Here is a 21,797-nt window from a genome sequence, read left to right on the forward strand (position 1 = left end):
CAAGCCGCTGGGGTTCGCCCCGGCGGCTTTTTTGACGGCACGAGGGAACTGCCAATATCAAGGGAAAAGCGTTACTAACCCCAAGTATGGCATGGAAAATCTTCACCCGCGGATGTAGCCTCTGCAATGCTTGGGTAAACGGCATCGGGGGAGAAACGACATGCCTAGGGTTTCAGAACTTTTTTTCAAAACCGCCATCGTGTTCCTCATATTGGGGATTGCGGCCGGCTTGCAGATGGCCATCTCCGGCGAGCACAGCGCTTTCCCGGCGCATGCGCATATCAACCTGCTGGGCTGGGTGACGAGCGCCATCTTCGGCGGCTACTACGCGCTCAATCCACAAAAGGCGGCGCGCCGCATCGCCATGATCCACTACTGGCTCTACACGATTGGCTTGGTGATCATGCTGCCGGCCCTCTACGTGATGTTGCAGGGAAACCCGGCGCTCGAACCTGTGGTTGCCGGCGGCTCGCTCATCGTCGCCGCTGCCGTTCTGGTCTTTGCTTTCGTGGTCTTCTCGCCCGAAACGGCGCGTTCTGCCGCAGCCGTACCGTCGGCCACTCGCTGACTTGTTCGCATAGGCGATCGCAGTCCGGCCCTCGTCGCCAACAGCGACGGGGGTAGGTCGGCCCGTTGGCCGCAGCCGGTGGTTGCGGGCGCGTGTCGCCGCCTCGGGCCGCCGGCCCTCCCGTATTATTTCGTGACCATTTTACGCTGGAACCTTCCCCAATACTGCGCGTTGCCGCGACTGTATTCGTGCTGCCTTATAAATAGGCAGTCATGGGTACAGCCAAGCGGGCAGAGGGCAAAACCAGGCATGGGTTGGGGGAGGAGCACTACACAATGTCGAAAAGAGAAATCGGAACGTCCGCCTCACTGGGCAGACGCATCGCCGATCTGAAAGCCAGGATGCGAAACGCTAGGATTACCGAATACGAGATGCAGACCTTCCAAAAGGTCGCGGCCATTATGGGGGGTAGCGAAGGGTCCCTACGCATCGATGCCGACGACCTGATCGCGGCGTCCTTCGTCACCGAGGCGCTGGGCGATCCCGCTTCGAACTAAAGGTCCGGTCGCGCGCCCGTCGGCACTCAAGCGCCGGCGGTTGCCGGGCGCCGGCTCGCCGGCCGCCGTCGGAGCGCGCACGCGCGCGCTCAGCGTCGGGCGATTGCTTGTGCGCGCTTGAAGAGGCCGGATGAGCGATCTCAATGGCGCTTGAAATACTGGACTTCGCGTTCGTGTTTCTCGGCCGCCTCGCGGCTGTCGAAGGTGCCGAGGTTGCGTCGCCGTCCGGTCTTTTCATCGACCTTGCGCGAATAGAGGCGATATTTCCCTGATTTGAGTTTTCTGATCATCGGTCTCTCCGTGATCACCAGAGCGCCGCTGAAGCCAAGCCGCCAGGGCGCACTGGCGTGACGAACGAAGGCCCGGCCGCAGCCGGACCCTTCGAAATATCAGTCGCGATGCTCCGGCATCGCCTTGAGCTGGTCCTTGGTCCAGCTGGTGACGGCGTGGACGTCGCCGTCATCGTCGCGCATGAAATCCAGCTGGCTGGTGGCGACCGCAACCGGCTTGGCGCCGATGCCAAGGAAGCCGCCGACGTCGATGACAACCTCGCTGCCATGCAGATGATCGACCGAACCGATCTTCTCATCGTCGGGGCCATAGATGGTCGCGCCTTCGAGTATCTCAGGCGTCAATTCCGTGCTGGCAAGTCGTGCGTGATTGGTGTGATCCATGTCTGGTCTCCTTCGGGGTTGGATGATTTCCTAACCAGCGAACAGACGAAGAGTTCCGGCAAACACCACCAAAGTCCGCGTAGACTGCTTCGAGCCTACACCTCGTCGAAAGGGCCACCGCGCCTCGCGGGGTCGCGACCAATGGCGGCTTCCTCGGCATCGTCGGGCAAGGCTTCGTCGCTGTCCTGATAGGGGTTGTCATCATCTTCCTCGGGCAGGTCGCCTTCCTTCTCGACACCGGTGGTGTCCGGCAGGCTCTCGTCGTCTGCCCCGTCGGGCAGGATCCTTGCGCCACGCAACGCAGCCCAGTCCTGCTGGTGTGGCGTCGGGGCTTCCACTTCGTCGCTTGGTTTTCTACGCGGGTCCATAATTTTCTCCCTGGGTTGGTGCCTTGCGTCGAGAAGGTGGAACTCGCCGCCGGCAAGCAGGTTCCCGAAACCGGTCCACCTTGCTCGGAAACCACTTTGGGAGGACCACGTGAGGGACCACTTGGGGAACCAATTGCTGCTGGGCTGCATTTGCCAAAAGAAGACGATTCCAGACCGGAGACCGGATCATGAAGATCTTTGTTTTCTTGCCGTGCGCGCTGCTGGCACTTGCCGGCGCTGCCGCCGCGCAAGACAGCGGCGAGGGCTCCCCTCCCGCGCCTTGCCAGGCGCAGCCCCAGGATGGCGGCCAGCAGCCGCCCCCCACCGATGACGGCAATGGTAATTCGGCCGACAAGCTCGGTTCCTGCGACGGCGTCCTGCAGCCGCCGCCCAGCGGTGACCAGGGCATGACGCAGCCGCCGCCGGATCAGGGCAAGACGCCGGTGATCAAGCCCGGCGAGGTGCCTGTGCAGCCACCGAAGCAATGATTTCGTTTGAGGTCCCTACAGTGTGGGCCGGCCAGTTCCTGCCTTGGCCAGCCGTAGCGCCGTGACCGGATCAATGCCGGTCCAGGCAATGCCGGTCGCCTCGGCAAAGGCTGCGAAAGCCCGCCGCGCCTGGTCCTTGGTCAAGTGTCCGGCCCGGGCCATTTCGCAGGCCCTCAGCGCCGTTTCGTAAATCTTGCCCCGCCTGGCGTGCGGCCATTCCTGAAGAAAATTCTGCATCTCGGCCAGCGTCGCGATGTCGCGTTTGAAGCCGGCGCCGACGGCAATCGCCACCGGATTTTGCAGCCGCATATCGTCCATTTTGAAGGTCTCCTGAGGGATCGTCCTTCAATGCGAATCATGCCGGTGCGGTTCCGGCAACAATGGCTGGTCGGGCCGATCAATTAGTCTCCACTTACGGAACAAGACCGTACCGGAGGCGTTTGCCTCCAGGAGCCCGCCATCTCGATTTGTGCTGTTTTCGCCTCGTGCGGGAACACGGCGGAGCTCGCCAACAACGACAGGAGACGAAGATGAAAACCGTCCTTATTCCCGCCGTCGCCGGGCTCGCCATGATCGCTGGCCTAGGCGTTGCCGCCGCCGACGAAGTCATCGTCACGCAGCCGGCGCAGCAGCAGGTGATCATCACCCCCGAACAGCGCACGGTCGTGCACCAATACGTGAAGAAACATCCGCTTGCCTCGATCAATCTCCTCGGCGTCGAGCTGAATGTCGGCTCCGCCTTGCCCGACACTGTCGAGCTGCAGGAGGTTCCTGACGTTCAGTACAGATACGCTGTTGTCGACAACCATACAGTGTTGGTCGATCCCAGCACGCGCCGGATTGTCGAGGTGGTCGAGTAACGCTCGACAACCGACCTAACCATTCATCGGTGATACGGCCCTGTCGTTCTTCTCAACAAGGGCGGCAGGGCCGAATGACGAAAGGAGCATTGCCATGTTGCCGCATGTTGAGACCAATGTGGCGGCGTGTTGCGACAAGCTGTTGGCTGAGCGCAGCACCGCGCTGTTGTCGATGAAGGAAGCGATCGATCTGCTGCGGGAACGCACCGGCACGGATCGTTCGGATGCCGACCTGGCCGCGCTGATCACCAAGAAAGCGGCGCTGCTCGGCGTCGCGGTCGTTTCCGATCCGCATTGAAAGCACACTCAAGACGCCGGCTCAAATTTCGGCTAAGGTTTTCGTGGAATCTGGACCAACCGATCGGACCCAACCACGGAGGCTTAAGTGACGGACGACAGACAGGACCGCATTCGCCAGCGGGCACACGAGATCTGGGAACGGGCTGGCCGGCCGGAAGGCGCGCATCAGGAGCATTGGGAACAGGCCACGGCCGAAATCGACGGCGCGGCCGCCAAGCCGAAAAAGGCGGCCAAGAAGGCCGACGCCAAGCCCGTCAAAGCTGCCGCCAAGCCAAAGGCAGCAAAGCCGGCGGCCGCAAAGTCCGGCAAGGCCAAGTCGAAATAGGGCAAGGCTGAACTCGCGCGGCGGAGCCGTCCCTGGCACCCGCCGTTCAGGCGCGCCCAAGCCTCTCAACCTGACGAATTGCGCCGGCAACAGGCAGCGCAATTCGTTGTGTTGACGACAGGGCGAACCGCCCTCATGCCTCCCAGGCATAACTCGACAGCGCAAAGCGGATGCCGGCTTCTGTCATCGTCATCTCGCATTCGGTGATCTGGCGCAGGTGCCGCAGATAGCGCGCCACCGTCTGCGGCAGCCAGCTGGCGCAGGCCTCGACATAGGCGCGGCTGTGAACGAGCGCGCCGGTCGACAACCTCTCGTCCTTCTCGGCAATCACCTTCAGATACTGGCGGATGAAAATGTCGTCGGCGATGTCCTGGCTGGCCATGCGCCAGGCTCCGGCAACGCGTTCGCGCTGGTCGAGCGACAAGGGCGGGGGCGACAGCAGGGGAGGTGACGGCAGCGGGCGGGAGAGATCGGCAAAAGCGGAATGGCTCGCTGTGCTCAAGAAAGTCCCCTCGGTGAAACGACAATCGTACTTTATGTACGAAGTACAGTCAAGTGATTGTTCGTACAATTTGAACGAGTTGAACTTCCGAAACGAGGCGGCCTATGAGGCGCTGGCCAACGGCTCTGTCGACTTCACGCTGGAGGTCTCGACCTGGGAAGGCGTCGATGCCGAATTGAAGGGCATCAGGCAACGCGGCTTCCGCTATGCCGATTATGGTGTGCCCGACGAGCATACCACCGTCATTGCCTCAAGCGATGCCTATCTCCAGGCAAACCCGAAAGCGGCGTCGGCCTTCGTCGAGGCGACGCGGCGCGGCTATCAGTTTGCCGTCGATCATCCGCAAGAAGCCGGCGACCTGCTGATCGCGTCCAACAAGGACGCGCTGACCGACCCGGCGCTGATCCACGCCTCGCTGAAGATGCTGGTCGAGGGGCACTTCCTCAGAAGCGAGGCCGGCGTTATCGGCACAATCGACAAGGCCAAGATCGAGGCGATGGGAGATTATCTCTTCAACGCCGGCATATTGCTCGACGCCGACGGCAAGGCGCTGAAGGAGCGACCGGATTTTGGAGCGTATTTCACGAACGAGTTTCTGGCGTAAGGGCTCGAACTGCTGATCTCCCCCCTTGCGGGGGAGATGGCCGGTAGGCCAGAGGGGGGTGCGAAGGAACGCGACCTTCCTTTCTGGCACCTACTTCCCGCCGAGGCTTGCCGCCGTCTTCCGGTCGGCCTCGGCGCGTTCGCGGTTCCCCTTCGCCTTCCAGGAGGCGCTTCGGGCGTTGTAGAAATCGGCGGATTTCTGATTGAGCGCGATTGCCTGGTCGTAGTCGACGATGGCCTGGTCGTGGTCGCCCTTGTGCGCCCAGGCGAGGCCCAGCGCGTAGTAGGCATCGGCCAACTTCGGGTCGAGGTCCACGGCCTTGTCGTAGTCGGCGATGGCGCGGTCGTCGTCGCCCTTGTTTGACCAGGCTAGACCCCGGCCGTAGTAGGCGTAGGCGCGTTTCGGATCGAGGCCGATAGCCACGTTGAAATCGGCGATGGCGCGGTTGTAGTCGCCTTTGCCGCCCCAGCTCAGGCCACGGTTTTCATAGACCCCGATGAGTGTCGGATCGAGGGCAAAGGCCCGGTTGTAGTCGGCGATGGCGTGATCGAAGGCGCCCTCCGCCGCCCATGCGCCGCCCCGGTTGAGGTATGCGGATGCGTTCTTGGGATCGGCGATGATCGCCAGGTTGTAATCCGCGATGGCCCGGCCATTGTCGCCCTTGTACGACCAGGCAAGGCCTCGGTTGTTGTAGGCAGGGCTGCTTTTCGGGTCGAAGGCGATCGCCTGACCATAATCGGCAATGGCCCGGTCGTAATCGCCTTTCGTGGCCCAGTCGTAGCCTCGGTTATAGTAAGCAGATGCGTATTCAGGATTGAGGCCTATCGCCTGGTCGCTATCGGCGATGGCGCGGTCGAGATCACCTTCCATGGACCAGGCGTAGGCGCGCTTGAAGTAGGCTGTCGCACGCCTGTCAGGAGCGTCGGCCTGGTTATCGATGATTTGCGTGCAGGCTTCGATCCGCCGGCTGGGGTTGGCCGCATTGCCGATGCAGGCCGCATAGGTGAGATTGGCGGCGATCCACATCGCGCCGCGGACGTCCACCGCGACGAGGCCGGTCAGCAGCAGCAACAGCGGCAGGCGCCATTTTCGCACCAGCCGTATCAGCCGGCTTTCGCCCCCGCCTTCCCGGTTCGTCATTTCGCCGGTTCTCCCCCGAAAACCATTGACCTCGGCCGACACCGACGGCTGCTTGCCATGCAAGCAGAAATTGCGGCGTCGAGAAAGAGCAACGTTCAGATTTCGAGGCCGAAGGCAAAGCGGTGCCGCGGCTGTAGCCCCTCACATATCGATCATCGAGCGCTTCACCCGGCCGATGATGGTGATGGCGCCTTCGAGCGCCGGGGGCGGGATGTCCATGTAGGAGGCCGGCTGGAAGGGCGGGTTCTCGTTGGGGCGGTAGCGCTTGTAGGTGGCCTGGCCGCTTTCGTCCGAAATGACGTAGCAGCCATTGGTCACCAGCCGCTTGTCGCGCAGATTGACGAAGATGATCGAATCCGGCGGCGAGATCTTGTTCATCGACGGGCCGTCGACGCGCAGCGCGATCCACTGGCCCTGCTCGAGATCGGTGGTGGGGATGGTCGGATAGTCGCTGAGATTGACCACCATGTCCTGGCTGCCGAGTTCGCCGGCGCTGATCCACGAGACGATGGGCACGTCGACGGTGGCCAGCGACGGCATCGGGATCTGCCGGCCCGCCTCGTCGAAGCCGAAATGGCCGCCTGAAAGGCTGCCGCCCTCGCCATTGAACAAGAGCCAGCCGGGATCGACACCGAACAGGCGGCCATATTTCTCCGCCGCCTTGCGCGACAGCGGCCGGTTGCCGTTCTCGTGGCTGATCAGCGTGTTCTTGTTGATGTCGCGCAATGCCCGCGCGGCGTCGCTCGGCGAGGCATAACCCGCCTCCGCCCGTGCCTGCTGCAATCTGTGCCTCGGTTCCTGCATCGTACAAATTGCCTGAAATTTATCGTCCAATACGTACGATTTCGCTTGCGTACGTTTCGTACATATCGTACGCTTAGCGCATGATCGAACAAACCGCAAGCGTTTCCGCAGGCATCGTCAGCTTTCTCCAATCGTCCGGGCTGTCCTCCTCCCCGGTCCGGACGCAAACCGGGGCTTTTGCCCCGGCTCCGGTCGAACTCCCCCTGTCGACCGGAACGGCCGGAGCCGTTCCTCTCCCGGCTCCGGCCGCCTCTTCGCCTCATGCCGCCGGCTCGCCAGCGGCGGCAACCAGCGGACAGGGCCTCTCCTGCATCCGTACTGAAGACGGCACCGTCATCCTGTTCGACCGGCTGACGGGCAGGGCGGTTTCCGCCCTCACCAAGGCGGCAGCGGAAGCCGCATTGCGGCATCTCGCCGGCTCCTTGCCGGCGGCCCGCACCGCCTGACAACACCGAACCCGACGCTCTGAACCTTTGCCTTGGCCCTCAGGCCGAGCGCCTGCCTTTGCGCGCAAATCAATGGATCCCGACATGACTGCCTATACCGAGACCGAATTGCAGGAGATTGCCGTCTGGCTCAGGGATGGTCTGTCGGCCACCTGTATCGCTGTCCGCTTTACGGCGCTGCGTGGCAGCCCGGTCTCGCGCAACGCCATCATCGGCATCGTCCACCGCAACGCCGGCCTGAAGACCATCGGCTTCGCCAATCCCAAGGGTGGCCGATCCGGTGGGAGACCCAGGAAGAATGCGGGGAAGAGCGCAGCAAGACCGCTCGCAGCCAATGAAAATACAGCCCATGACACGGCCGCGAAGAATCAACCGGGAAAGCCCGCAAGGCCGGCCGGAGTTTCGAAGCCGGCGGAAGCGGTCAGACCAGCCACCAAGCCGGCAACGCAGGCACCGGCCAAGCCGCTGTCACCGATCCGGCCAGTACGCTCGATCCAGGCCGAGGGACGGCTGGTGGTGGATGGCGAGATCTACCGCTTCAAGCTGCCGGCACCGCGCCCCGCCACCATCGGGCGCCAGCCGCATGTCGCCGCCATGCGTTTCATCGACTGCCTGTTCAACCGCTGCCGCGCGCCGCTCGACCTGACATTGGAGGAAGACCCGGAGAAAGACGCGCCCGGCAGCCGACCGGGGCTGGAGATGCTGTGCTGCGGTCTGCGCACAAGGGCGCTGAAAAGCTACTGCGGATATCATCAGGCGCGTTTCCATCGGCCGGTGGCTGAGGTGGTGTGAGCGGCGGCTTTTCAACGCGCAAGCGCCGGTGAACTGCGGTTCTGAGACGACCTCGCAGAACTTGGGTTCCTCGCCCCCGTAACGCGGGGGAGAGGTGGCTCGGCGAAGCCGAGACGGAGAGGGGGACGCCATTCGCGAAGCCAAAACCGGTGAGGGATGATGCCCTTCACTCCAAGTTCATTGAAGAATTCACAACCGCCGCGCTGCCCCTCTCCGTCTCGGCTTCGCCGAGCCACCTCTCCCCACTCCGTGGGGCGAGGAACCCAAGTCTTGCGAAGGCAACAACCCCCACAAGGATCACCCGATGAGCAAGAAAATCGCGCAGAAAGCCAAGCCGCCAAAGGTCCCCAGAGACGAGGCCGAGCAGGTGCGCATACGCCGCGAGATCGGTCATGATTTCGCGTTGAAGGATGATCGCTTCGGCCGCAAGCGGCTCAGCACCGGCACCGAGGAAGCGCGGCGCGTCTACGAGGTTTCCAATGGCGGGTACACCGCGACCGGCGGCGTCGTGCGGCTGCGCAATGTCGATCCGCTCGTCGGCATCACCTCGCTGACGCGCCAGCAGCGCGAGGCCGGCCAACGCTTTCGCGACGATTTCGAGCGTGCTTCGCGCGAGGGGCTGCGGCCGATGCCGTGGGAAGAACGCGTCGACGGCGGCCGCATCAATGGCGGTATCCCCGACCGCGTGCTTAACGCCGGCCGCGCCCATGCCGGCGCTCGTGCCGCATTGGCGCATTGGGAAGTGGCCGACGCGGTGCGCCAGATCTGCCTCGAAGGCCAGTCGGTGAAGTCGCTCGCCGAGCGCATCGGCGAGGGCCGCGACGTGGTGGTGAAGCTGCTGAAGGTCGGGCTCGATCTGCTCGCGGTGCATTATGGGATGATGGGGCGGAAGGCGGGGTAAGGCGACAGTCCGCCAAGGGCAAAGCGGCCGGCCGGCAGATCCCGGCCGGACCGGTTCACGCGATCAGGATCACCGTTCGCAAACGCGGATTTCCTCAACGATCCTGTGATGATGGCGCCAATGCTTGACCAACTCTATGTGGCAGCGGCGATGATGCCTGTGGTACCTGTGGTACCGGTGATACCTGTAGCTGTTATCGTAGGTATCATACTGATAATAGGGCCGAGGAGCGTAGCGGTCGCCGTAGTAATCGCGATATCCGTCGTTGTAGTAATCGTCATAGTAGCCGTTACCGATGCCGATCACGACGCGCCCGCCGGCATTCGCCGGGGCAATCATCGCTGCCGCTGCGGAGATGGCGATAATCGAAGCAAGCAGGAGCTTTCTCATGGCTGCCTCCTGTTCAAGGTTGACCTAATATAACCCCCGGGGCGCGACCTCGTTCCATAGTTTTGCAAGATGTGAACAACCTTGCGCGAGCATTGCGGGATGAGGGTAAGCCAGCGTCACCGCCTGTAGCCATCATCCTCCCTTTTTTGATCCGTTCGCCACCCCAGCCACCAACCCGGCATCTGAACCAGCAAGAGAACGTATAGAAACAGGCACTTGGGGCGGTTCAGTGAATCAATCTCTGAAACTGCTCTACCCGCCTTTCTTCTCCAACTTCGCCGCCTCGCCAACCTCCGGCGCCTTCTCCCACCCGAACACACTGCGCCCGCCAAGCAGATGCGACTGGTCGAACTCGCCGGCGACGATCTCTTTCAAGCTCGGCCCGGTGACGTAGCGCTCCAGCCGCCGCGCTTCGCCATCCAGCCGCTGCAGCGCGCCGAGTTCTTCCTCGCGGCCGAGCTTTGCCTTGCCGACGGCCGATTTCAGCACCGCGATCGTCTCGTCATAGACCTTCAGCGGCACCGGAAAGGGGTGCCGGTCCTTGCCGCCATGGGCGAGCGAGAAGCGCGCCGGATCGGAGAAGCGGCAAGGCGCGCCATGCACCACTTCCGCCACCATGGCCAGGGCCCGCACGGTGCGGGCGCCGACGCCGGGCACCAGCAGCAGTTCGGGAAAATCGGCCGGCCCGCTTTCGATGGCGGCGGAAATGTTGCCGTGCAGCCGATGCATGACGATGTCGCTCTCGCGCACGTCGTGATGCGCCGGCATCACCAGATTGGGCAGCATCGGTTGCGCCGCGGGTTTCGCAGGTGGTGCTTTCGACGGCGGCTCCAGCACGGCAAGCTCGTCCAGAATTCGTTCCGGGCTCATGGTCTTCAGCAAATCGAGCTGTCCAGTTCGCGACGGCTCGGCGCGATGGTCGGTCAGGTTGACGATCTCGCCCTGGGCCTCGCCCTCGATCGCCGCATGCGGCTGGTCGACGAAGCTGGTCAATCCTTCCGACAGCCAGTGGTAGCGGCGCGCCTGGCGGCTGTCGCCGTTCATGCCTTGTTGCACCACCACCCAGCGGCTGTCGTCGGTAACGATGAAGCCGTGCAGGTAGAGGTCGAAGCCATCCTGCACGGCCGCGCTGTCCACCTTGGCGACCAGGCGGCTGGCGGTGGCGAGTGCGGCGCCATCGATGCCGACGCGTTCGCCGATGGCGGTCAGCTCTTGCGGCGTCTTGCGCGAATGCGCGCCGCGCCCGCCGCAGACATGGATGCCGAGCTCGCCCGACATCGGGTTCAGCCCGCGCTTCAGCGCGCCGACAACCGAGGTGGTGATGCCCGAGGAGTGCCAGTCCATGCCCATCACGGCGCCGAAGGACTGGAACCAGAACGGATGCGCCAGCCGCCGCAACAGCTCGTCGCGGCCATAGTGATGGATGATCGCCTCGCACAAAACCGCGCCCAGCCGCGTCATGCGCTCGCCCAGCCATTTCGGAACCCGCCCGCCGTGCAGCGGCAGGTCCGCACTGCCGCTTCGCTGCGTCAAAGTCTTGTTCTCCGTGGCCAGGTGCGCACCGGCTGCGCGCCTGAGATCTAGATGGCATTTGGGTGGAGATTTGCAAGCGTGGTGGGTGCAGCGGCTTTCGCTCGGCTGTCCCGGCTGGCACCCATCCTTGCGATCCCACCAAAACCATTTGAATATGCGCGTCGCCGCCTGGGGGAGCACACGTGGCGCACATCGCTGTGGTCACGCATGAATATGACCGGTTCCAGACGCCATGGCGCCTGCTGCGCCGGCGCGACAGCCCGTACATGCTGTTCGACATCCTGGCCGAGCTCGAGCGGCGCGGCCACCGGGTGAGGCGGCTTTGCGGCCTGTCGCAACCGCCCGATGCCGATCTCGCCATCCTGCATGTCGACGCCACCATCGTGCCGCAAGCCTATGTCGACTATGCCGCCCGCTTTCCGTTCTGTCTGAACCTTGCTGTCTCGGACATTTCCAAGCGCCGTATCAGCCAGGCGCTGCTGCGCGACGGTGACGGCTGGAGCGGGCCGGTCATCGTCAAGAGCAATCTCAATCACCACGGCCTGCCCGAAGCGCGTTTCAATCTGCGCGCCGCGCGCCACGGTCGCCCGATGCCTTTTCCAGGTGCGCGTGAAATGCCTCGCTACGCGGTTTTCGCCGCGCGCGGCGACGTGCCTCCAGAGCTTCTCGAAAGGCCCGATCTGGTGGTGGATAAATTCATGCCGGAAATCGTCGCCGATGGTTTCGGCACCCGTATCTGGGTGTTCTGCGGGACGCGCGAACGCTGTGCGCGCTATGTCTCGCCCAACGCCGTGGTGAAAGCCTCCGAGACGATAAGGCGCGAGCCGGTGCCGGTGCCCGACGAGATGCGCCTTCTGCGCCAAAAACTCGGCTTCGACTACGGCAAGTTCGACTTCGTCATCCACCAGGGCCAGCCAGTGCTGCTCGACGCCAACCCGACGCCCGGCCGCCCGAAAAGCGTGCGCTCGATGCTGGTGGAGGCGGCGGCGAATCTGGCTGATGGGTTCGAGGGGATGATGGGGCGTTGTGTTGTCCCATGGCGCGGATGAGACGACCCGCCGTTTACCGCAGCACTCGAGACGGGCGACCCGCAGATGCTTTTTCGTGTTATGATGCGCTTGCAGTGCACGCAAGCTCGACCTCGGCAAAATGGCAGAGGTCGAAAGTATTTTTGTCTTGGCGCCCCGGCACGGGCTCAACTCCGAAACGCTGGGTGTGCTTATCCGGGGCGAGGAGGTTGTCCATGTCCACGAGTAGTGTCGACCGCCCACTGCAGCCGGGCGACCGGGCGCCGAATATTGTGCTCGATGCGATCTCCCGCGAAGGCAAAATCGCGCTGGACGATTTTCGAGGCCGAAGCCCGTTGTTGATCGGTTTGTTTCGAGGCCTGCACTGTGCCTTCTGTCGGCGCAATGTCGCGGCAATGGCGCAACTCGAGCCGGCCCTGCGTGAGAGAGGCGTCGAATGCCTGGCGGTGGTCAATACGCCGGTCGAGCGGGCGCGGCTCTATTTCCGTTACCATCCGGCACCCGATCTTCTCGCCGCGTCCGACCCAGAGCGGGCCTCACACCGTGCTTTCGGCTTGCGCGAGGTCGGAATGGACAAGGTCATGGGGCTCCGGATCCATCTCCCAGACGAGTTGCCCGAGCCTATGGACCCCATGGCAATGGATGAGTTTCTCAACAAGAAGGAGGGGTATGAGATTACGGAAGCCGATCAGCAAATGATGGCTTCCGCTAAGGAGCTGCTTGTCGGTCAGTTCCTAATCGACCGAGGGGGCATTGTACGCTGGAGCTTCACTGAAGGTCTGGAGGATGGCCCCGATATTACGTTCAAGACACCGAACCCCGAGGAACTGATGTCGGCGGCTTCCCAAGTTGCACATTAACAGGCTGTCAGAGGCTGACGTTCGCGCCTTAGGAACGGCGCCTGCGCTATCCGATCGCGCGAAGGTCGCCTGCGCGAAAACACTCCGCGCATGCCCCCAAACATGACCCATCGAACGCACGTCGAAAAACACTATATGATCGCGCCCTAGGCCAATTTGCCGACGAGCTCCGATGCCGATTTTTTCAGTCAAGCACACGACCGTCTATCGCTATCGCCAGCCCGTGAGCTTTGGCGAGCATCGGGTGATGTGTCGGCCGCGCGACAGTTTCGATCAGCGGCTGCTGGACCATGCTTTGTCCGTGGACCCCGAACCGAAGGCGGTTGGCTGGATCCATGACGTTTTTGGCAACTGCGTTGCAGTGATCGATTTCGAGGGTTCGGCCAAGGAACTCCGTTTCGCCACAGACATCCGGCTCGATCACACGCCGCAGCATGCGCCCGATTTCCGCATCGATGAGACCGCGCTGATTTATCCATTCTCCTACGATCCCGACGAGGCGGCCGACCTCGCTCAGACCATGGAGCGCCATCATCTCGACGACGGCGATGAGGTCGGCAAATGGGCGCGACAGTTCGTCAGTGCCACGGGACACACCGAGACCGGCAAATTGCTGATGACGCTCTGCTACGCCATCCACGAGAGCTTCGTCTATTCCCGGCGGGTCGAAACCGGGACGCAGCCGCCGCTGATGACCTTGCATATGCGCAAAGGCACATGCCGGGACTTTGCGCTTTTCATGATGGAGGCGGTTCGCTCGCTCGGCTTTGCTGCCCGCTTCGTGACCGGCTACGTCTATGTGCCGAGCCGCGACAGTACCGAAATCCGCGGCGGAGGGTCGACGCATGCCTGGTGCCAAGTCTACCTGCCTGGCGCCGGCTGGGTCGAGTTCGATCCCACCAATGGCATTGTCGGCAACCGGGATTTGATCAGGGTGGCCGTGGCCAGGCATCCTCAACAAGCCATACCGCTTTCTGGAAGCTACTCCGGCACCGCCTCGAGTTTCCTGGGGATGACCGTTGAGGTGAAGGTGACGAAGGAAACCGGCGCATAGGCTCCCTCGGCGTGGCCGGCCTGGCGTTCGGCCGCCGACAACGCTGGAGCCGGGTGAGAGGTGTTCCAGCCTGGAGAGCACCTCTCACCCGCATTTGCTCGATCCGGGAGGGGACGGATCGGAGCAATGTGACCTCTCTCTTATGCAGAAAGGTCAGGCTGCCAGCGCCCCCGCTGTTCTCATCTCACCCCCTAAAACAGCGCCTTCTCCACCGCCGGCTCCAGCGTCTCCGCAAACGGTGTCGCCAGATGGTGCTGGTCGCGGTAGGCGATCTTGCCGTTGATGACGACGTGGCAGGTCTTGGCGTTGCAGAACTGGCTGGTCAGGTCGATGTAGCTGGCGCCCGGAATGGCGCGCACGATGTTGCGCTCCATGGCGGCGGCAGCGTCGTTGGCGGCGTCGCTGCGCTTCTGGTCGCACCGCGACGGCTTGTCGCCCCGCCACAGCGCACGCGCCACGCAGGTGTCGACATGATCGTCGTTGAACGGCACGTCGCGGATGACGGCAACCTTCAGCCCGGCCCGGCTGAACGCGGTGAGCGTCGCGTGCAGGCCGGCGCGCCCGTCGGCGTCCTGGCTTTTGGGCGCCTGCATGCCGGCTGACATCTTGTCCAGGCTGGCCAGCGCGATCTCCGAGATCACCACCAGGTTCGGCCGCGCGGCGATGATCTGCCGGACCGATTGCGCGCGCCATTGATCGCATTCGGTGTAGTTCCGCTTCAGCTTTGTCGCCCAGACCGTCAGCCGCGAGGCGCGGCAGCCGGATTTGAGCCAGGTGACGACCTTGGTGTCGTTCTTCTCGGCCGCCTCGATCAGCGGCGTCGACCAGTGGTCGGCATGCGAATCGCCGAACAGCGCAATCGAGCGCCCGGCGTCCTTGTTGCCGAACACGCAGGCCTTCGGCGTCACTGTCTCATAGGAAAGAATACAGCCGGCCGCACGTGCGGTGGAAGGCTGCGCGGCGCTGATGGCAATGCTGCGCTGCTGCGGATCGAGATCGTGGACTACCAGCCTGGCATTGGCATACGCGGCTGCGACGCCGGTGCCGGTTAGGAGGATGGCCGGCACCAGCGCCCGCGCCGCATTGGCCATCAGCCAGCCGTTGCGACGGATCGGGTTTTCGATGAAGTGGTAGGTGAACAGCGACAGGGCCAGCGTCAGCACCATGCAGCCGAGCCGCTGCAGCGGCGAAAGCTCGGGCACCAGCATCGCGGCGTAGACGATCACCGGCCAGTGCCAGAGATAGAGCGAGTAGGAGAGTTTGCCGACCCACTGCAGGGGCGGCAGCGCCAGGACGGCACTGGGGCCATTCCTGACGCCGGCCGCTCCCGCCAGCAGCAACAGCAGGGTGCCAGTCACCGGCATCAACGCCATGAAGCCGGGGAAGGGGGCTTCCTCGCTAAAGCTGAGATAGGCGCCGGCAATCAGCGCCAGGCCGAGCCATGCCATCGGCGCAGTGAGCCGCGGGCGGTCCTGCCAGACTTTTTGCGGCACCATGGTCGCCAACCCGCCGGCGGCGAATTCCCAGGCGCGTAGCGGCGAGAAATAGAAGGCCCAGGGCTGCGAGACCGTGGTGAGCCACGCGCAGGCAGCGAACGACACCAGCCCGGCCAGCCCGACCACCAGGATCGCGCCGCGCCTGCCCGGGCGCAGCCATGCCGCCAGCACAAGCAGCGCCGGCCAGGCGAGATAAAACTGTTCCTCCACCGACAGCGACCAGAAATGGACAAACGGGTTGCTGGCCGCATCGGCCGCGAAATAATCGAACGACCAGCGGATCAGCCACAGATTGATCATGTAGGCCGAGGCGAACATGGCGCCCCTGGAATAGAGCGACTGTTCCTCCGGCGACAGGATGAAGGCGCCGGCCACCAGCGTGGCGAGAATGACGAACAGCGACGCCGGCAACAGCCGCCGGGCGCGCCTGGCATAGAAGCGCCACAGGTTCAGCCGCCCGGTCTCGGCGATTTCGGCGAGCAGATGGCGGGTGATCAGATAGCCCGAAATGACGAAGAAGATGTCGACGCCTATGAAGCCGCCGGGCAGTCCGCGGAGGCCGAAATGGAAGGTGACCACGCCCGCCACCGCCAGTGCACGCAACCCTTCGATATCAGGCCGGAACGATGCTGACACGATCGAAACCTCGTGTAGTTCGTTTAAAACCCACCCTGGCAAAGGGTCGGCCCCATGCGCCGATATCGCAATGCAACAAATCTAACGCAGTGCAACATAAGTCGAGATTCTCCTTCTCCCCGTTCACGGGGAGAAGGTGCCGGCAGGCGGATGAGGGGCAGCGCCGACGCTGTTCCACTATGGCCTGCGCCCTATTTATCCCTTGCGGAATTGGCAGGATGACGAGCGTTCGCGCCGCCCCTCATCTGGCTGCCGCCATCTTCTCCCCGTGAACGGGGAGAAGGATGCTCTCATCGCTACCTTCGCCAATCTCCGACATTTGCGGTCGGCCCTTGCGTTGCTCCTGTCATGCGCATCGGCTATCCAACCGGCAGCCAATGCAGTTCAAACGGAGCCTCCCATGACCAACACCACCATCCTCAAATTCGGCGCCGTCGAGCATGCCGAGGGCGGCGATCTGCCGGGCTGGGTCGTGGTCGAGGGCAGACCGACCATGCAGACCGCCGTGCAGCACACCACCGCCGACGGCAAGGTGATGTCGGGCACCTGGCGGGCCTCGCCCGGCACTTATCATGCCACCTACACCGATTACGAGTTCGTACACATGATCGCAGGCCGCATAATCATCACGCCGGATGGCGGCGAGCCTGTCGAGGTTGGCCCCGGCGATGCCTTTGTGGTCGAAGCTGATTTCAAGGGCACGTGGAAGATCCTCGAGCCAGTGACCAAGCACTTCGTCGTCAAGGTCGCCTGATCCGACGGTTGGCGACGGCTGGACGTTGTGCGCGTCTTGCATCGTATCGCTCCGGCAGGGCGGGAGTACGATGCACAAACGCTTCTTGCGGAACATTAACGCGTCATTCCGCTTGCGGTGGAACCGATCACCGTCCTCGACTGTTGTGTCGCAGGAAGGCGGCCCCATGCCCCTCACGGTTCGGACCACACTCTGCGAAATCCGCGACGACCTCCACGCCTTGCGCAGGACGGTGGCTGCGCGCGGCCAGATTGAAACCATCCAGGCCATTGATGCGCTGATCGGCGTCGCCGAAGGGGAGGCGATACGCGCCATCCGGCGCATCGATCTCGCGGCCTGATTTTTAACGCACACATTTCAACGCACACGATTATCGACGGGAAGAACGATGGACATCAGGGAGATGACGCAGCAGGAATGCACCGCCATGCTGAAGTCGGCCAGGCTCGGCCGCCTGGCCTGCGTCCGGGACAACAGGCCCTACGTGGTGCCGATCCATTTTGCCTTTGGCGACAATTTCATCTTCAGTTTCTCGCTGCCGGGCAAGAAGGTCGAATGGATGCGGGAGAACCCGCATGTCTGCTTGCAGGTCGACGATGTCGGCAGCGTCCATGGCTGGAAGAGCGTCGTTGTCGACGGCCTGTTCGAGGACCTGCCCAAGTCGCCTTCACTCGACGCCACGATTCCCGCCAGAGATCAACAGATCCCTGCGTCCAAACATGACCGGGAATTTGCCTGGTCGCTGCTGCAGAAGCACGCCAATTGGTGGGAGCCGGGAGCATTGAAACCCGGCGAGCAGGCCGGTTCGGGCAGCCATCTGTTCTACCAGATCAGGATCGAGACGATGTCGGGGCGGCAGGCGTCTCGCTAGAGCGTTTCACCGTTTCACGGAAACGGCGAACCGCTATCTCTTTGTTTTTACGCAATTCCCAAGGGAAAGCGCTACGCGCTTTTCCCGGGAAAACCGATCACACTTTTCCTGGAATTGCTCTAGGCCACTGCCGGAGAGGACGATGGGGCACCAGCCGCCGGCGAGCCATCGCAGGATTGGAACGTCTTGGCGCTCGAGCGCGTTTATGTCCATCAGGGAGTATCAAAAACAATGGCCATTCACACGGATTACCGAACGAATAGAGCCGACTATGCGCTTGCAGCAAAGCCGAAGCTGACTGGCACGGTTGCGGCCGAGGCGAAAAAGAAGGCGGTGCGACTTAATGATCAGCTTAACGATCAGCTTAATGATCAGCGTTCCGCCAGACTGTCGGCAAATCCATCGGATACGTCGGACAAGCCTAAACCCAGATCGCGTGGCTAGATTTAGTTGCCAACGCTAAGCCGCGCGCGGTATCCGCGACGTAAATGTCGCCCTGGTCACCGACACGGTAGTGCCGTTGGAGTCGCTGATGACATCCACCCTTGCCTCAAGCTGCTTGACCAGCGCTTCGACGATGGCTGTTCCCAGGCCGGTAGTCGGCGCGGCGCCGACCGGCTTGCCGATGCCATTGTCCGAGACCGTCAGCTTCCAGTCGCTGCCATTGGTCTCGTAGGAGACGTGGATCAGCGCTGCAGCCTTCTCCCGGGGGAAGGCGTATTTGATCGCGTTGAGCACCAGTTCGGTGACGATCAGCCCGAGGCTGACTGCCTTTTGCGAGTCCATCCTGCCGCCTTGAGCGGTGACCTTGACGGCGATCGGCTGGGCGTCGCCGACCATCGACGAGGCTAGGCTGCTGCACAGTTTCGGCAGATAGGAGTCGACATCGATCTCGTCGATGCCGGCCGAGGTGTGGAGATGACGCTGCACTTCGGCCACCGACAGCACGCGCTGATGGGCATCCTTCAGGTGCTGGCGGGTTTCCTCGGAGGTGACCGAGCGCGCCTTCAGGAGCAGGATGCTGGCGATGATCTGCAGGCTGTTGGCAACCCGGTGCTCCATCTCGCGCAGCAGCACGTCCTTCTGTCGCAGCAGGTCTTCGGTACGGCCGAGAAGCTCTGCTTTCTCCTTCTCGATGACGCGGCGCGCCGTTATGTCGTTGAAGGCAAGCAGGATGGTGATGGCCGAACTGTGGTCGTAGAGGACTTTGCGCGCGTTGAGCAGCATCGTGCGCCGGCCGATATTGGGGAAATCATAATCGACCTCGAAGCCGTCCATGGCGGTCTTTTCGGGGATGATCGTCTCCAGCAACACGCGCAGGGCGGGAATATCCCATTGGCCGTCGCCGAGCGCATAAAGCAGGGCGCCATGTGTCTGTTCGGGGTCGACCTTGAAGGTCTGATAGAAGGAGCGGCTGGCCGCCAGCACATGAAACTTTTCGTCTAGCACGAGGAAGGGCTCGACAATCGTATTGACGATCGCCTGCGCCAGCGTCTGCGCATCCTCGATATTCGCGATGGGGTGGAACAAGGCGCAAAGCCGATCTGGAGGCGCAACGCCTCCGCTTGAGGCTTTCATTACACCATTGCCGGGTTGGAGTCGCGAATTGAATCGAGGTGGTCGATCTCCCACCGCCTTGCGCCGTCGCCAGCGTCCCTCTCATCCCGTCGGGAAGAGAGGGACGTAGCGAAGCGAATATCGGTTAAGGGGGCGTCACCTCGTTCGCTTCGAACCGATGCGGATCGAAAAGCTGAGACGATGGCGTTCTGCGGTGCCTGGGTCGAGAGAACGCAGGCCAGGACTGCTGTCGGGTCGCCGGCGCGTTAGCCAAGAGCGAGCGGCGCACTCTGCTGAGTGCATGCCGCCCGTCCGGCGCCGGGCCGTCATTGCTGTTGTAACGAAACCCCCCAGCCCCGTCTCAACCGCCACGGCCATGGCGTGACCCATGGCTTGTATACGCACGCACTCCCGCGGTCTGTCAACGCCCACCCAGAGGGGCGCCGGGAGGTCGATTTTGTGCATCCGGCTGGCTTTCCGGCCAACTGCACGGAGGCCATCCGTGATGGCAAAAATCGTTGTAAGTGGCGGTTTTCCGGGCTTTCTTGTGGCTCCGGAACGGCACCGCCGGCATCACACCGGTCGCGATCTAGGCGCTTGAATCGATTTGCCTTTCCCGGCTGAAACGTTTCAGGAGGCTGGTTTTCAACCTGACTTTTTTTGGGTGTAATTCCCCAACGTCCGTTTTGGGCTTTGCTAGCCGCCCTGGCCGATCCGCCAACCGGCATTGCAATCAGGGATTGCCATCGGCCAATCGGGCCTTTGGCGCCGCTGCGGAGCGTCGGACCATGCCGCTAATGACGTAGGCGGCGGCGCCCAGCGCCGTGATCCAGAAGCTCGTCGGCCAGTCGGTCAGGAAGGCGAGCGACAGGCTGATCCAGGCAATGACAACGGCAAGCGCGATCGAGGCCAGAACGCCGGCGGCGACGCCGCTGGTCAGCCTGAGCGCGGTGGCGGCAGGCGCCACCATCAGCGCGAAGACCAGCAGCACGCCGACGATCTGCACCGCCTCGGAGGTGGCGACGGCGACCAGCACCATGAACAGGGTCGAGACCAGGGTGATCGGCACGCCGCGCGCTTCGGCAAGCTCCGGCTGCAGGCTGGCGAACAGCAGCGGCCGGGCGATCAGCACCAAAGCGATGAGGATCGCCACCGCCAGCACCGCCAGCACGATGACGGTGCGCAGGCTGATGCCCAGCACATTGCCGAACAGCACGTTCGTCGCCTGCGAGGCGAAGGCGGTGTAGAAATGCAGGAACAAGAGGCCAAGGCCGAGCGACAGCGTCAAAACGATGCCGATGGCGACGTCGCGATGCGCGCGCTCGCCGAGCAGGCCGATGCCAATGCCGGCGGCGATGGTGAACACGGTGAGGCCGAAAAACGGCGACAGGCCGATCAGGCCGGCGCCGGTGGCGCCGGGAAAGCCGACATGGGACAGCGCATGGCCGGCAAAGGTCTGGCCCCTGAGGACGAGGAAATAGCCGACCGCGCCGGACACGATGCCGACAATGGTGCAGGCATAGAAGGCGTTGCGCATGAACTCATAGTCAAAGATCGTGGACATGCGCCCCGCTTTCCAGTTCGACATCGTCGGCCATGACGAAGATGCGGCCGGCAACCCGCACCACATTGATGTGCGTGCCATAGAGTTTCGACAGCACCGGGCCGCTGATGACCTCGTCGACGGAGCCGATGGCGGCCTTGCCGTTGCCGAGATAGAGCACGCGGTCGACGGCCCGCAGCAGCGGATTGATCTCGTGCGAGCAGAACAGCACCGCAATGCCGAGCCGCTCGCCGATCTCGTGCACCAGGTCGATGATCGCGCGCTGGTGGCCTGCATCGAGGCTGATCAGCGGTTCGTCGAGCAGAAGCAGCTGCGGGTCGCCGATCAGCGATTGCGCGATCAGGATGCGCTGGCGTTCGCCGCCGGAAAGCTCGGCCAGCGGCCGCCGCGCGAGGTCGGTGGCGCCGATTGCTTCCAGCGCCTTCCACGCGGCTTCCTTCTCGGCGCTGGACGGGACCGGCCAGCCCCAGCGATGCCCGCCGGCGGCACTGAGCACGAAGTCGAGGCCGCTAATGCCGACATCGTTGAGAGCGCGGCGCGCCTGCGGCATGTAGCCGATGTCGGCATTGCCGCGCGTCGGTGGTTTGCCCAGCACCGAGATGGCGCCGCCGGCCGGCTTGATCAGGCCGAGGATAGCGCGCAGCATCGTCGTCTTGCCGGCGCCATTGGCGCCGAGCAGGCCGACAAACGCGCCTTGCGGAATCGAAAAGGAGACGTCGGACAAAACCCGGCGTCCCCCATAGGTCAGGGTGACCTTGTCGAATTCAATTGCGTTCATTCAGTCA

At 63.1% G+C, this 21,797-nt stretch carries 29 protein-coding genes and 1 pseudogene; 17 read left to right on the forward strand and 13 right to left on the reverse strand.

From position 1 onward, the window contains the following. The first annotated feature begins 160 nt into the window (after positions 1–160). Both AC1DYC_RS01140 and AC1DYC_RS01145 read left to right on the forward strand, forming a co-directional pair. Positions 161–568: a hypothetical protein gene (locus AC1DYC_RS01140; RefSeq protein WP_477310327.1), complete on the forward strand. Its 408-nt coding sequence runs from the start codon at positions 161–163 to the stop codon at positions 566–568. Between the two features lie 275 nt (positions 569–843). Continuing rightward, entirely contained in the window at positions 844–1,065 is a 222-nt protein-coding gene (locus AC1DYC_RS01145; RefSeq protein WP_477310325.1) for a hypothetical protein, read from the forward strand. A gap of 140 nt (positions 1,066–1,205) precedes the next feature. Here the strand turns inward: AC1DYC_RS01145 and AC1DYC_RS01150 are convergent, their stop codons facing one another. The 3 genes from AC1DYC_RS01150 to AC1DYC_RS01160 all read right to left on the reverse strand — a co-directional run bounded on the left by AC1DYC_RS01150 (position 1,206) and on the right by AC1DYC_RS01160 (position 2,107). Beyond that, positions 1,206–1,355: a hypothetical protein gene (locus tag AC1DYC_RS01150; RefSeq protein ID WP_142870100.1), complete on the reverse strand. Its 150-nt coding sequence runs from the start codon at positions 1,353–1,355 to the stop codon at positions 1,206–1,208. A 99-nt stretch (positions 1,356–1,454) separates the two neighbouring features. Further along, on the reverse strand, positions 1,455–1,739 hold the full coding sequence (locus AC1DYC_RS01155; RefSeq protein WP_477403250.1) for a PRC-barrel domain containing protein: 285 nt from the start codon (positions 1,737–1,739) through the stop codon (positions 1,455–1,457). Positions 1,740–1,834: 95 nt separating this feature from the next. Then, the gene (locus AC1DYC_RS01160; RefSeq protein WP_477403251.1) at positions 1,835–2,107 is read right to left on the reverse strand and encodes a hypothetical protein; all 273 of its coding nucleotides are present in this window, start codon (positions 2,105–2,107) and stop codon (positions 1,835–1,837) included. Between the two features lie 188 nt (positions 2,108–2,295). Here AC1DYC_RS01160 and AC1DYC_RS01165 point away from each other — a divergent pair, with 188 nt between their 5' ends. Next, complete coding sequence (locus tag AC1DYC_RS01165; protein WP_477403253.1) at positions 2,296–2,595, forward strand: hypothetical protein; 300 nt, start codon at positions 2,296–2,298, stop codon at positions 2,593–2,595. A gap of 15 nt (positions 2,596–2,610) precedes the next feature. Here AC1DYC_RS01165 and AC1DYC_RS01170 read toward each other — a convergent pair whose 3' ends face one another. After that, positions 2,611–2,913 carry a DUF982 domain-containing protein gene (locus AC1DYC_RS01170; RefSeq protein ID WP_477403255.1) on the reverse strand — a complete coding sequence of 101 codons (303 nt, stop codon included), beginning with the start codon at positions 2,911–2,913 and terminating at the stop codon, positions 2,611–2,613. Between the two features lie 212 nt (positions 2,914–3,125). Here AC1DYC_RS01170 and AC1DYC_RS01175 point away from each other — a divergent pair, with 212 nt between their 5' ends. The 3 genes from AC1DYC_RS01175 to AC1DYC_RS01185 all read left to right on the forward strand — a co-directional run bounded on the left by AC1DYC_RS01175 (position 3,126) and on the right by AC1DYC_RS01185 (position 4,080). Then, positions 3,126–3,455 (forward strand): DUF1236 domain-containing protein, encoded by a 330-nt coding sequence (locus AC1DYC_RS01175; RefSeq protein ID WP_477403257.1) that lies wholly within the window; start codon positions 3,126–3,128, stop codon positions 3,453–3,455. A 94-nt stretch (positions 3,456–3,549) separates the two neighbouring features. After that, complete coding sequence (locus tag AC1DYC_RS01180) at positions 3,550–3,753, forward strand: hypothetical protein (protein WP_477310315.1); 204 nt, start codon at positions 3,550–3,552, stop codon at positions 3,751–3,753. 87 nt (positions 3,754–3,840) lie between these two features. Next, positions 3,841–4,080 carry a DUF2934 domain-containing protein gene (locus AC1DYC_RS01185; protein ID WP_477403259.1) on the forward strand — a complete coding sequence of 80 codons (240 nt, stop codon included), beginning with the start codon at positions 3,841–3,843 and terminating at the stop codon, positions 4,078–4,080. Between the two features lie 133 nt (positions 4,081–4,213). On the opposite strand, the gene AC1DYC_RS01190 is transcribed toward AC1DYC_RS01185, so the two are convergent. Then, the gene (locus tag AC1DYC_RS01190) at positions 4,214–4,582 is read right to left on the reverse strand and encodes a hypothetical protein (protein WP_477403261.1); all 369 of its coding nucleotides are present in this window, start codon (positions 4,580–4,582) and stop codon (positions 4,214–4,216) included. Positions 4,583–4,679: 97 nt separating this feature from the next. Between AC1DYC_RS01190 and AC1DYC_RS01195 the strand changes: the two are divergent. Beyond that, positions 4,680–5,186, forward strand: a pseudogene (locus AC1DYC_RS01195) (ABC transporter substrate-binding protein); the annotation flags it as partial. A 90-nt stretch (positions 5,187–5,276) separates the two neighbouring features. Here AC1DYC_RS01195 and AC1DYC_RS01200 read toward each other — a convergent pair. Together AC1DYC_RS01200 and AC1DYC_RS01205 are read right to left on the reverse strand one after the other, a co-directional pair. Next, positions 5,277–6,389 (reverse strand): tetratricopeptide repeat protein, encoded by a 1,113-nt coding sequence (locus AC1DYC_RS01200; protein ID WP_477403263.1) that lies wholly within the window; start codon positions 6,387–6,389, stop codon positions 5,277–5,279. A gap of 78 nt (positions 6,390–6,467) precedes the next feature. After that, entirely contained in the window at positions 6,468–7,130 is a 663-nt protein-coding gene (locus AC1DYC_RS01205; protein WP_455859542.1) for a LexA family transcriptional regulator, read from the reverse strand. Between the two features lie 80 nt (positions 7,131–7,210). On the opposite strand from AC1DYC_RS01205, the gene AC1DYC_RS01210 reads away from it, so the two are divergent. From AC1DYC_RS01210 to AC1DYC_RS01220, 3 genes are all read left to right on the forward strand, one after another. Beyond that, a complete protein-coding gene (locus AC1DYC_RS01210) occupies positions 7,211–7,576 on the forward strand; it encodes a hypothetical protein (protein WP_477403265.1) in 366 nt (121 codons plus the stop codon). Positions 7,577–7,660: 84 nt separating this feature from the next. Further along, complete coding sequence (locus AC1DYC_RS01215; protein WP_477403267.1) at positions 7,661–8,368, forward strand: GcrA cell cycle regulator; 708 nt, start codon at positions 7,661–7,663, stop codon at positions 8,366–8,368. 304 nt (positions 8,369–8,672) lie between these two features. Further along, on the forward strand, positions 8,673–9,269 hold the full coding sequence (locus AC1DYC_RS01220) for a DUF6456 domain-containing protein (RefSeq protein WP_477403269.1): 597 nt from the start codon (positions 8,673–8,675) through the stop codon (positions 9,267–9,269). 69 nt (positions 9,270–9,338) lie between these two features. Here AC1DYC_RS01220 and AC1DYC_RS01225 read toward each other — a convergent pair whose 3' ends face one another. Next, entirely contained in the window at positions 9,339–9,659 is a 321-nt protein-coding gene (locus AC1DYC_RS01225; RefSeq protein WP_477403271.1) for a hypothetical protein, read from the reverse strand. A gap of 252 nt (positions 9,660–9,911) precedes the next feature. Next, positions 9,912–11,192: a DUF763 domain-containing protein gene (locus AC1DYC_RS01230; protein ID WP_477403273.1), complete on the reverse strand. Its 1,281-nt coding sequence runs from the start codon at positions 11,190–11,192 to the stop codon at positions 9,912–9,914. 182 nt (positions 11,193–11,374) lie between these two features. Between AC1DYC_RS01230 and AC1DYC_RS01235 the strand changes: the two genes are divergently transcribed. The 3 genes from AC1DYC_RS01235 (at position 11,375) to AC1DYC_RS01245 (ending at position 14,134) form a co-directional block, all read left to right on the forward strand. Further along, positions 11,375–12,241, forward strand: coding sequence for an ATP-grasp domain-containing protein (locus tag AC1DYC_RS01235; RefSeq protein WP_477403275.1), 867 nt, complete (start codon positions 11,375–11,377; stop codon positions 12,239–12,241). A 194-nt stretch (positions 12,242–12,435) separates the two neighbouring features. Next, positions 12,436–13,080 carry a peroxiredoxin-like family protein gene (locus tag AC1DYC_RS01240; protein ID WP_477403277.1) on the forward strand — a complete coding sequence of 215 codons (645 nt, stop codon included), beginning with the start codon at positions 12,436–12,438 and terminating at the stop codon, positions 13,078–13,080. Positions 13,081–13,252: 172 nt separating this feature from the next. Beyond that, positions 13,253–14,134, forward strand: coding sequence for a transglutaminase family protein (locus AC1DYC_RS01245; protein WP_477403279.1), 882 nt, complete (start codon positions 13,253–13,255; stop codon positions 14,132–14,134). Positions 14,135–14,325: 191 nt separating this feature from the next. Here the strand turns inward: AC1DYC_RS01245 and AC1DYC_RS01250 are convergent, their stop codons facing one another. Next, on the reverse strand, positions 14,326–16,266 hold the full coding sequence (locus AC1DYC_RS01250; RefSeq protein WP_477403281.1) for an acyltransferase family protein: 1,941 nt from the start codon (positions 16,264–16,266) through the stop codon (positions 14,326–14,328). A 400-nt stretch (positions 16,267–16,666) separates the two neighbouring features. Between AC1DYC_RS01250 and AC1DYC_RS01255 the strand changes: the two genes are divergently transcribed. The 4 genes from AC1DYC_RS01255 (at position 16,667) to AC1DYC_RS01270 (ending at position 18,335) form a co-directional block, all read left to right on the forward strand. Continuing rightward, positions 16,667–17,020, forward strand: coding sequence for a cupin domain-containing protein (locus AC1DYC_RS01255; RefSeq protein WP_477403283.1), 354 nt, complete (start codon positions 16,667–16,669; stop codon positions 17,018–17,020). 166 nt (positions 17,021–17,186) lie between these two features. After that, on the forward strand, positions 17,187–17,360 hold the full coding sequence (locus tag AC1DYC_RS01260) for a hypothetical protein (RefSeq protein ID WP_477311040.1): 174 nt from the start codon (positions 17,187–17,189) through the stop codon (positions 17,358–17,360). A gap of 48 nt (positions 17,361–17,408) precedes the next feature. After that, positions 17,409–17,891, forward strand: a complete 483-nt coding sequence (locus AC1DYC_RS01265; protein WP_477403285.1) for a pyridoxamine 5'-phosphate oxidase family protein — start codon at positions 17,409–17,411, stop codon at positions 17,889–17,891. Positions 17,892–18,077: 186 nt separating this feature from the next. Then, complete coding sequence (locus AC1DYC_RS01270) at positions 18,078–18,335, forward strand: hypothetical protein (protein ID WP_477403287.1); 258 nt, start codon at positions 18,078–18,080, stop codon at positions 18,333–18,335. 15 nt (positions 18,336–18,350) lie between these two features. Here the strand turns inward: AC1DYC_RS01270 and AC1DYC_RS01275 are convergent, their stop codons facing one another. The 3 genes from AC1DYC_RS01275 to AC1DYC_RS01285 form a co-directional block, all read right to left on the reverse strand. Continuing rightward, positions 18,351–19,421 carry a sensor histidine kinase gene (locus tag AC1DYC_RS01275; protein ID WP_477403289.1) on the reverse strand — a complete coding sequence of 357 codons (1,071 nt, stop codon included), beginning with the start codon at positions 19,419–19,421 and terminating at the stop codon, positions 18,351–18,353. A gap of 760 nt (positions 19,422–20,181) precedes the next feature. Beyond that, positions 20,182–21,012, reverse strand: coding sequence for a metal ABC transporter permease (locus tag AC1DYC_RS01280; RefSeq protein ID WP_477403291.1), 831 nt, complete (start codon positions 21,010–21,012; stop codon positions 20,182–20,184). Continuing rightward, complete coding sequence (locus AC1DYC_RS01285; protein WP_477403293.1) at positions 20,996–21,790, reverse strand: metal ABC transporter ATP-binding protein; 795 nt, start codon at positions 21,788–21,790, stop codon at positions 20,996–20,998. The genes AC1DYC_RS01280 and AC1DYC_RS01285 overlap by 17 nt, the downstream gene beginning before the upstream one ends. Positions 21,791–21,797: the final 7 nt, after the last annotated feature.

The sequence above is a fragment of the Mesorhizobium sp. P2_E7 genome (assembly GCF_056403855.1).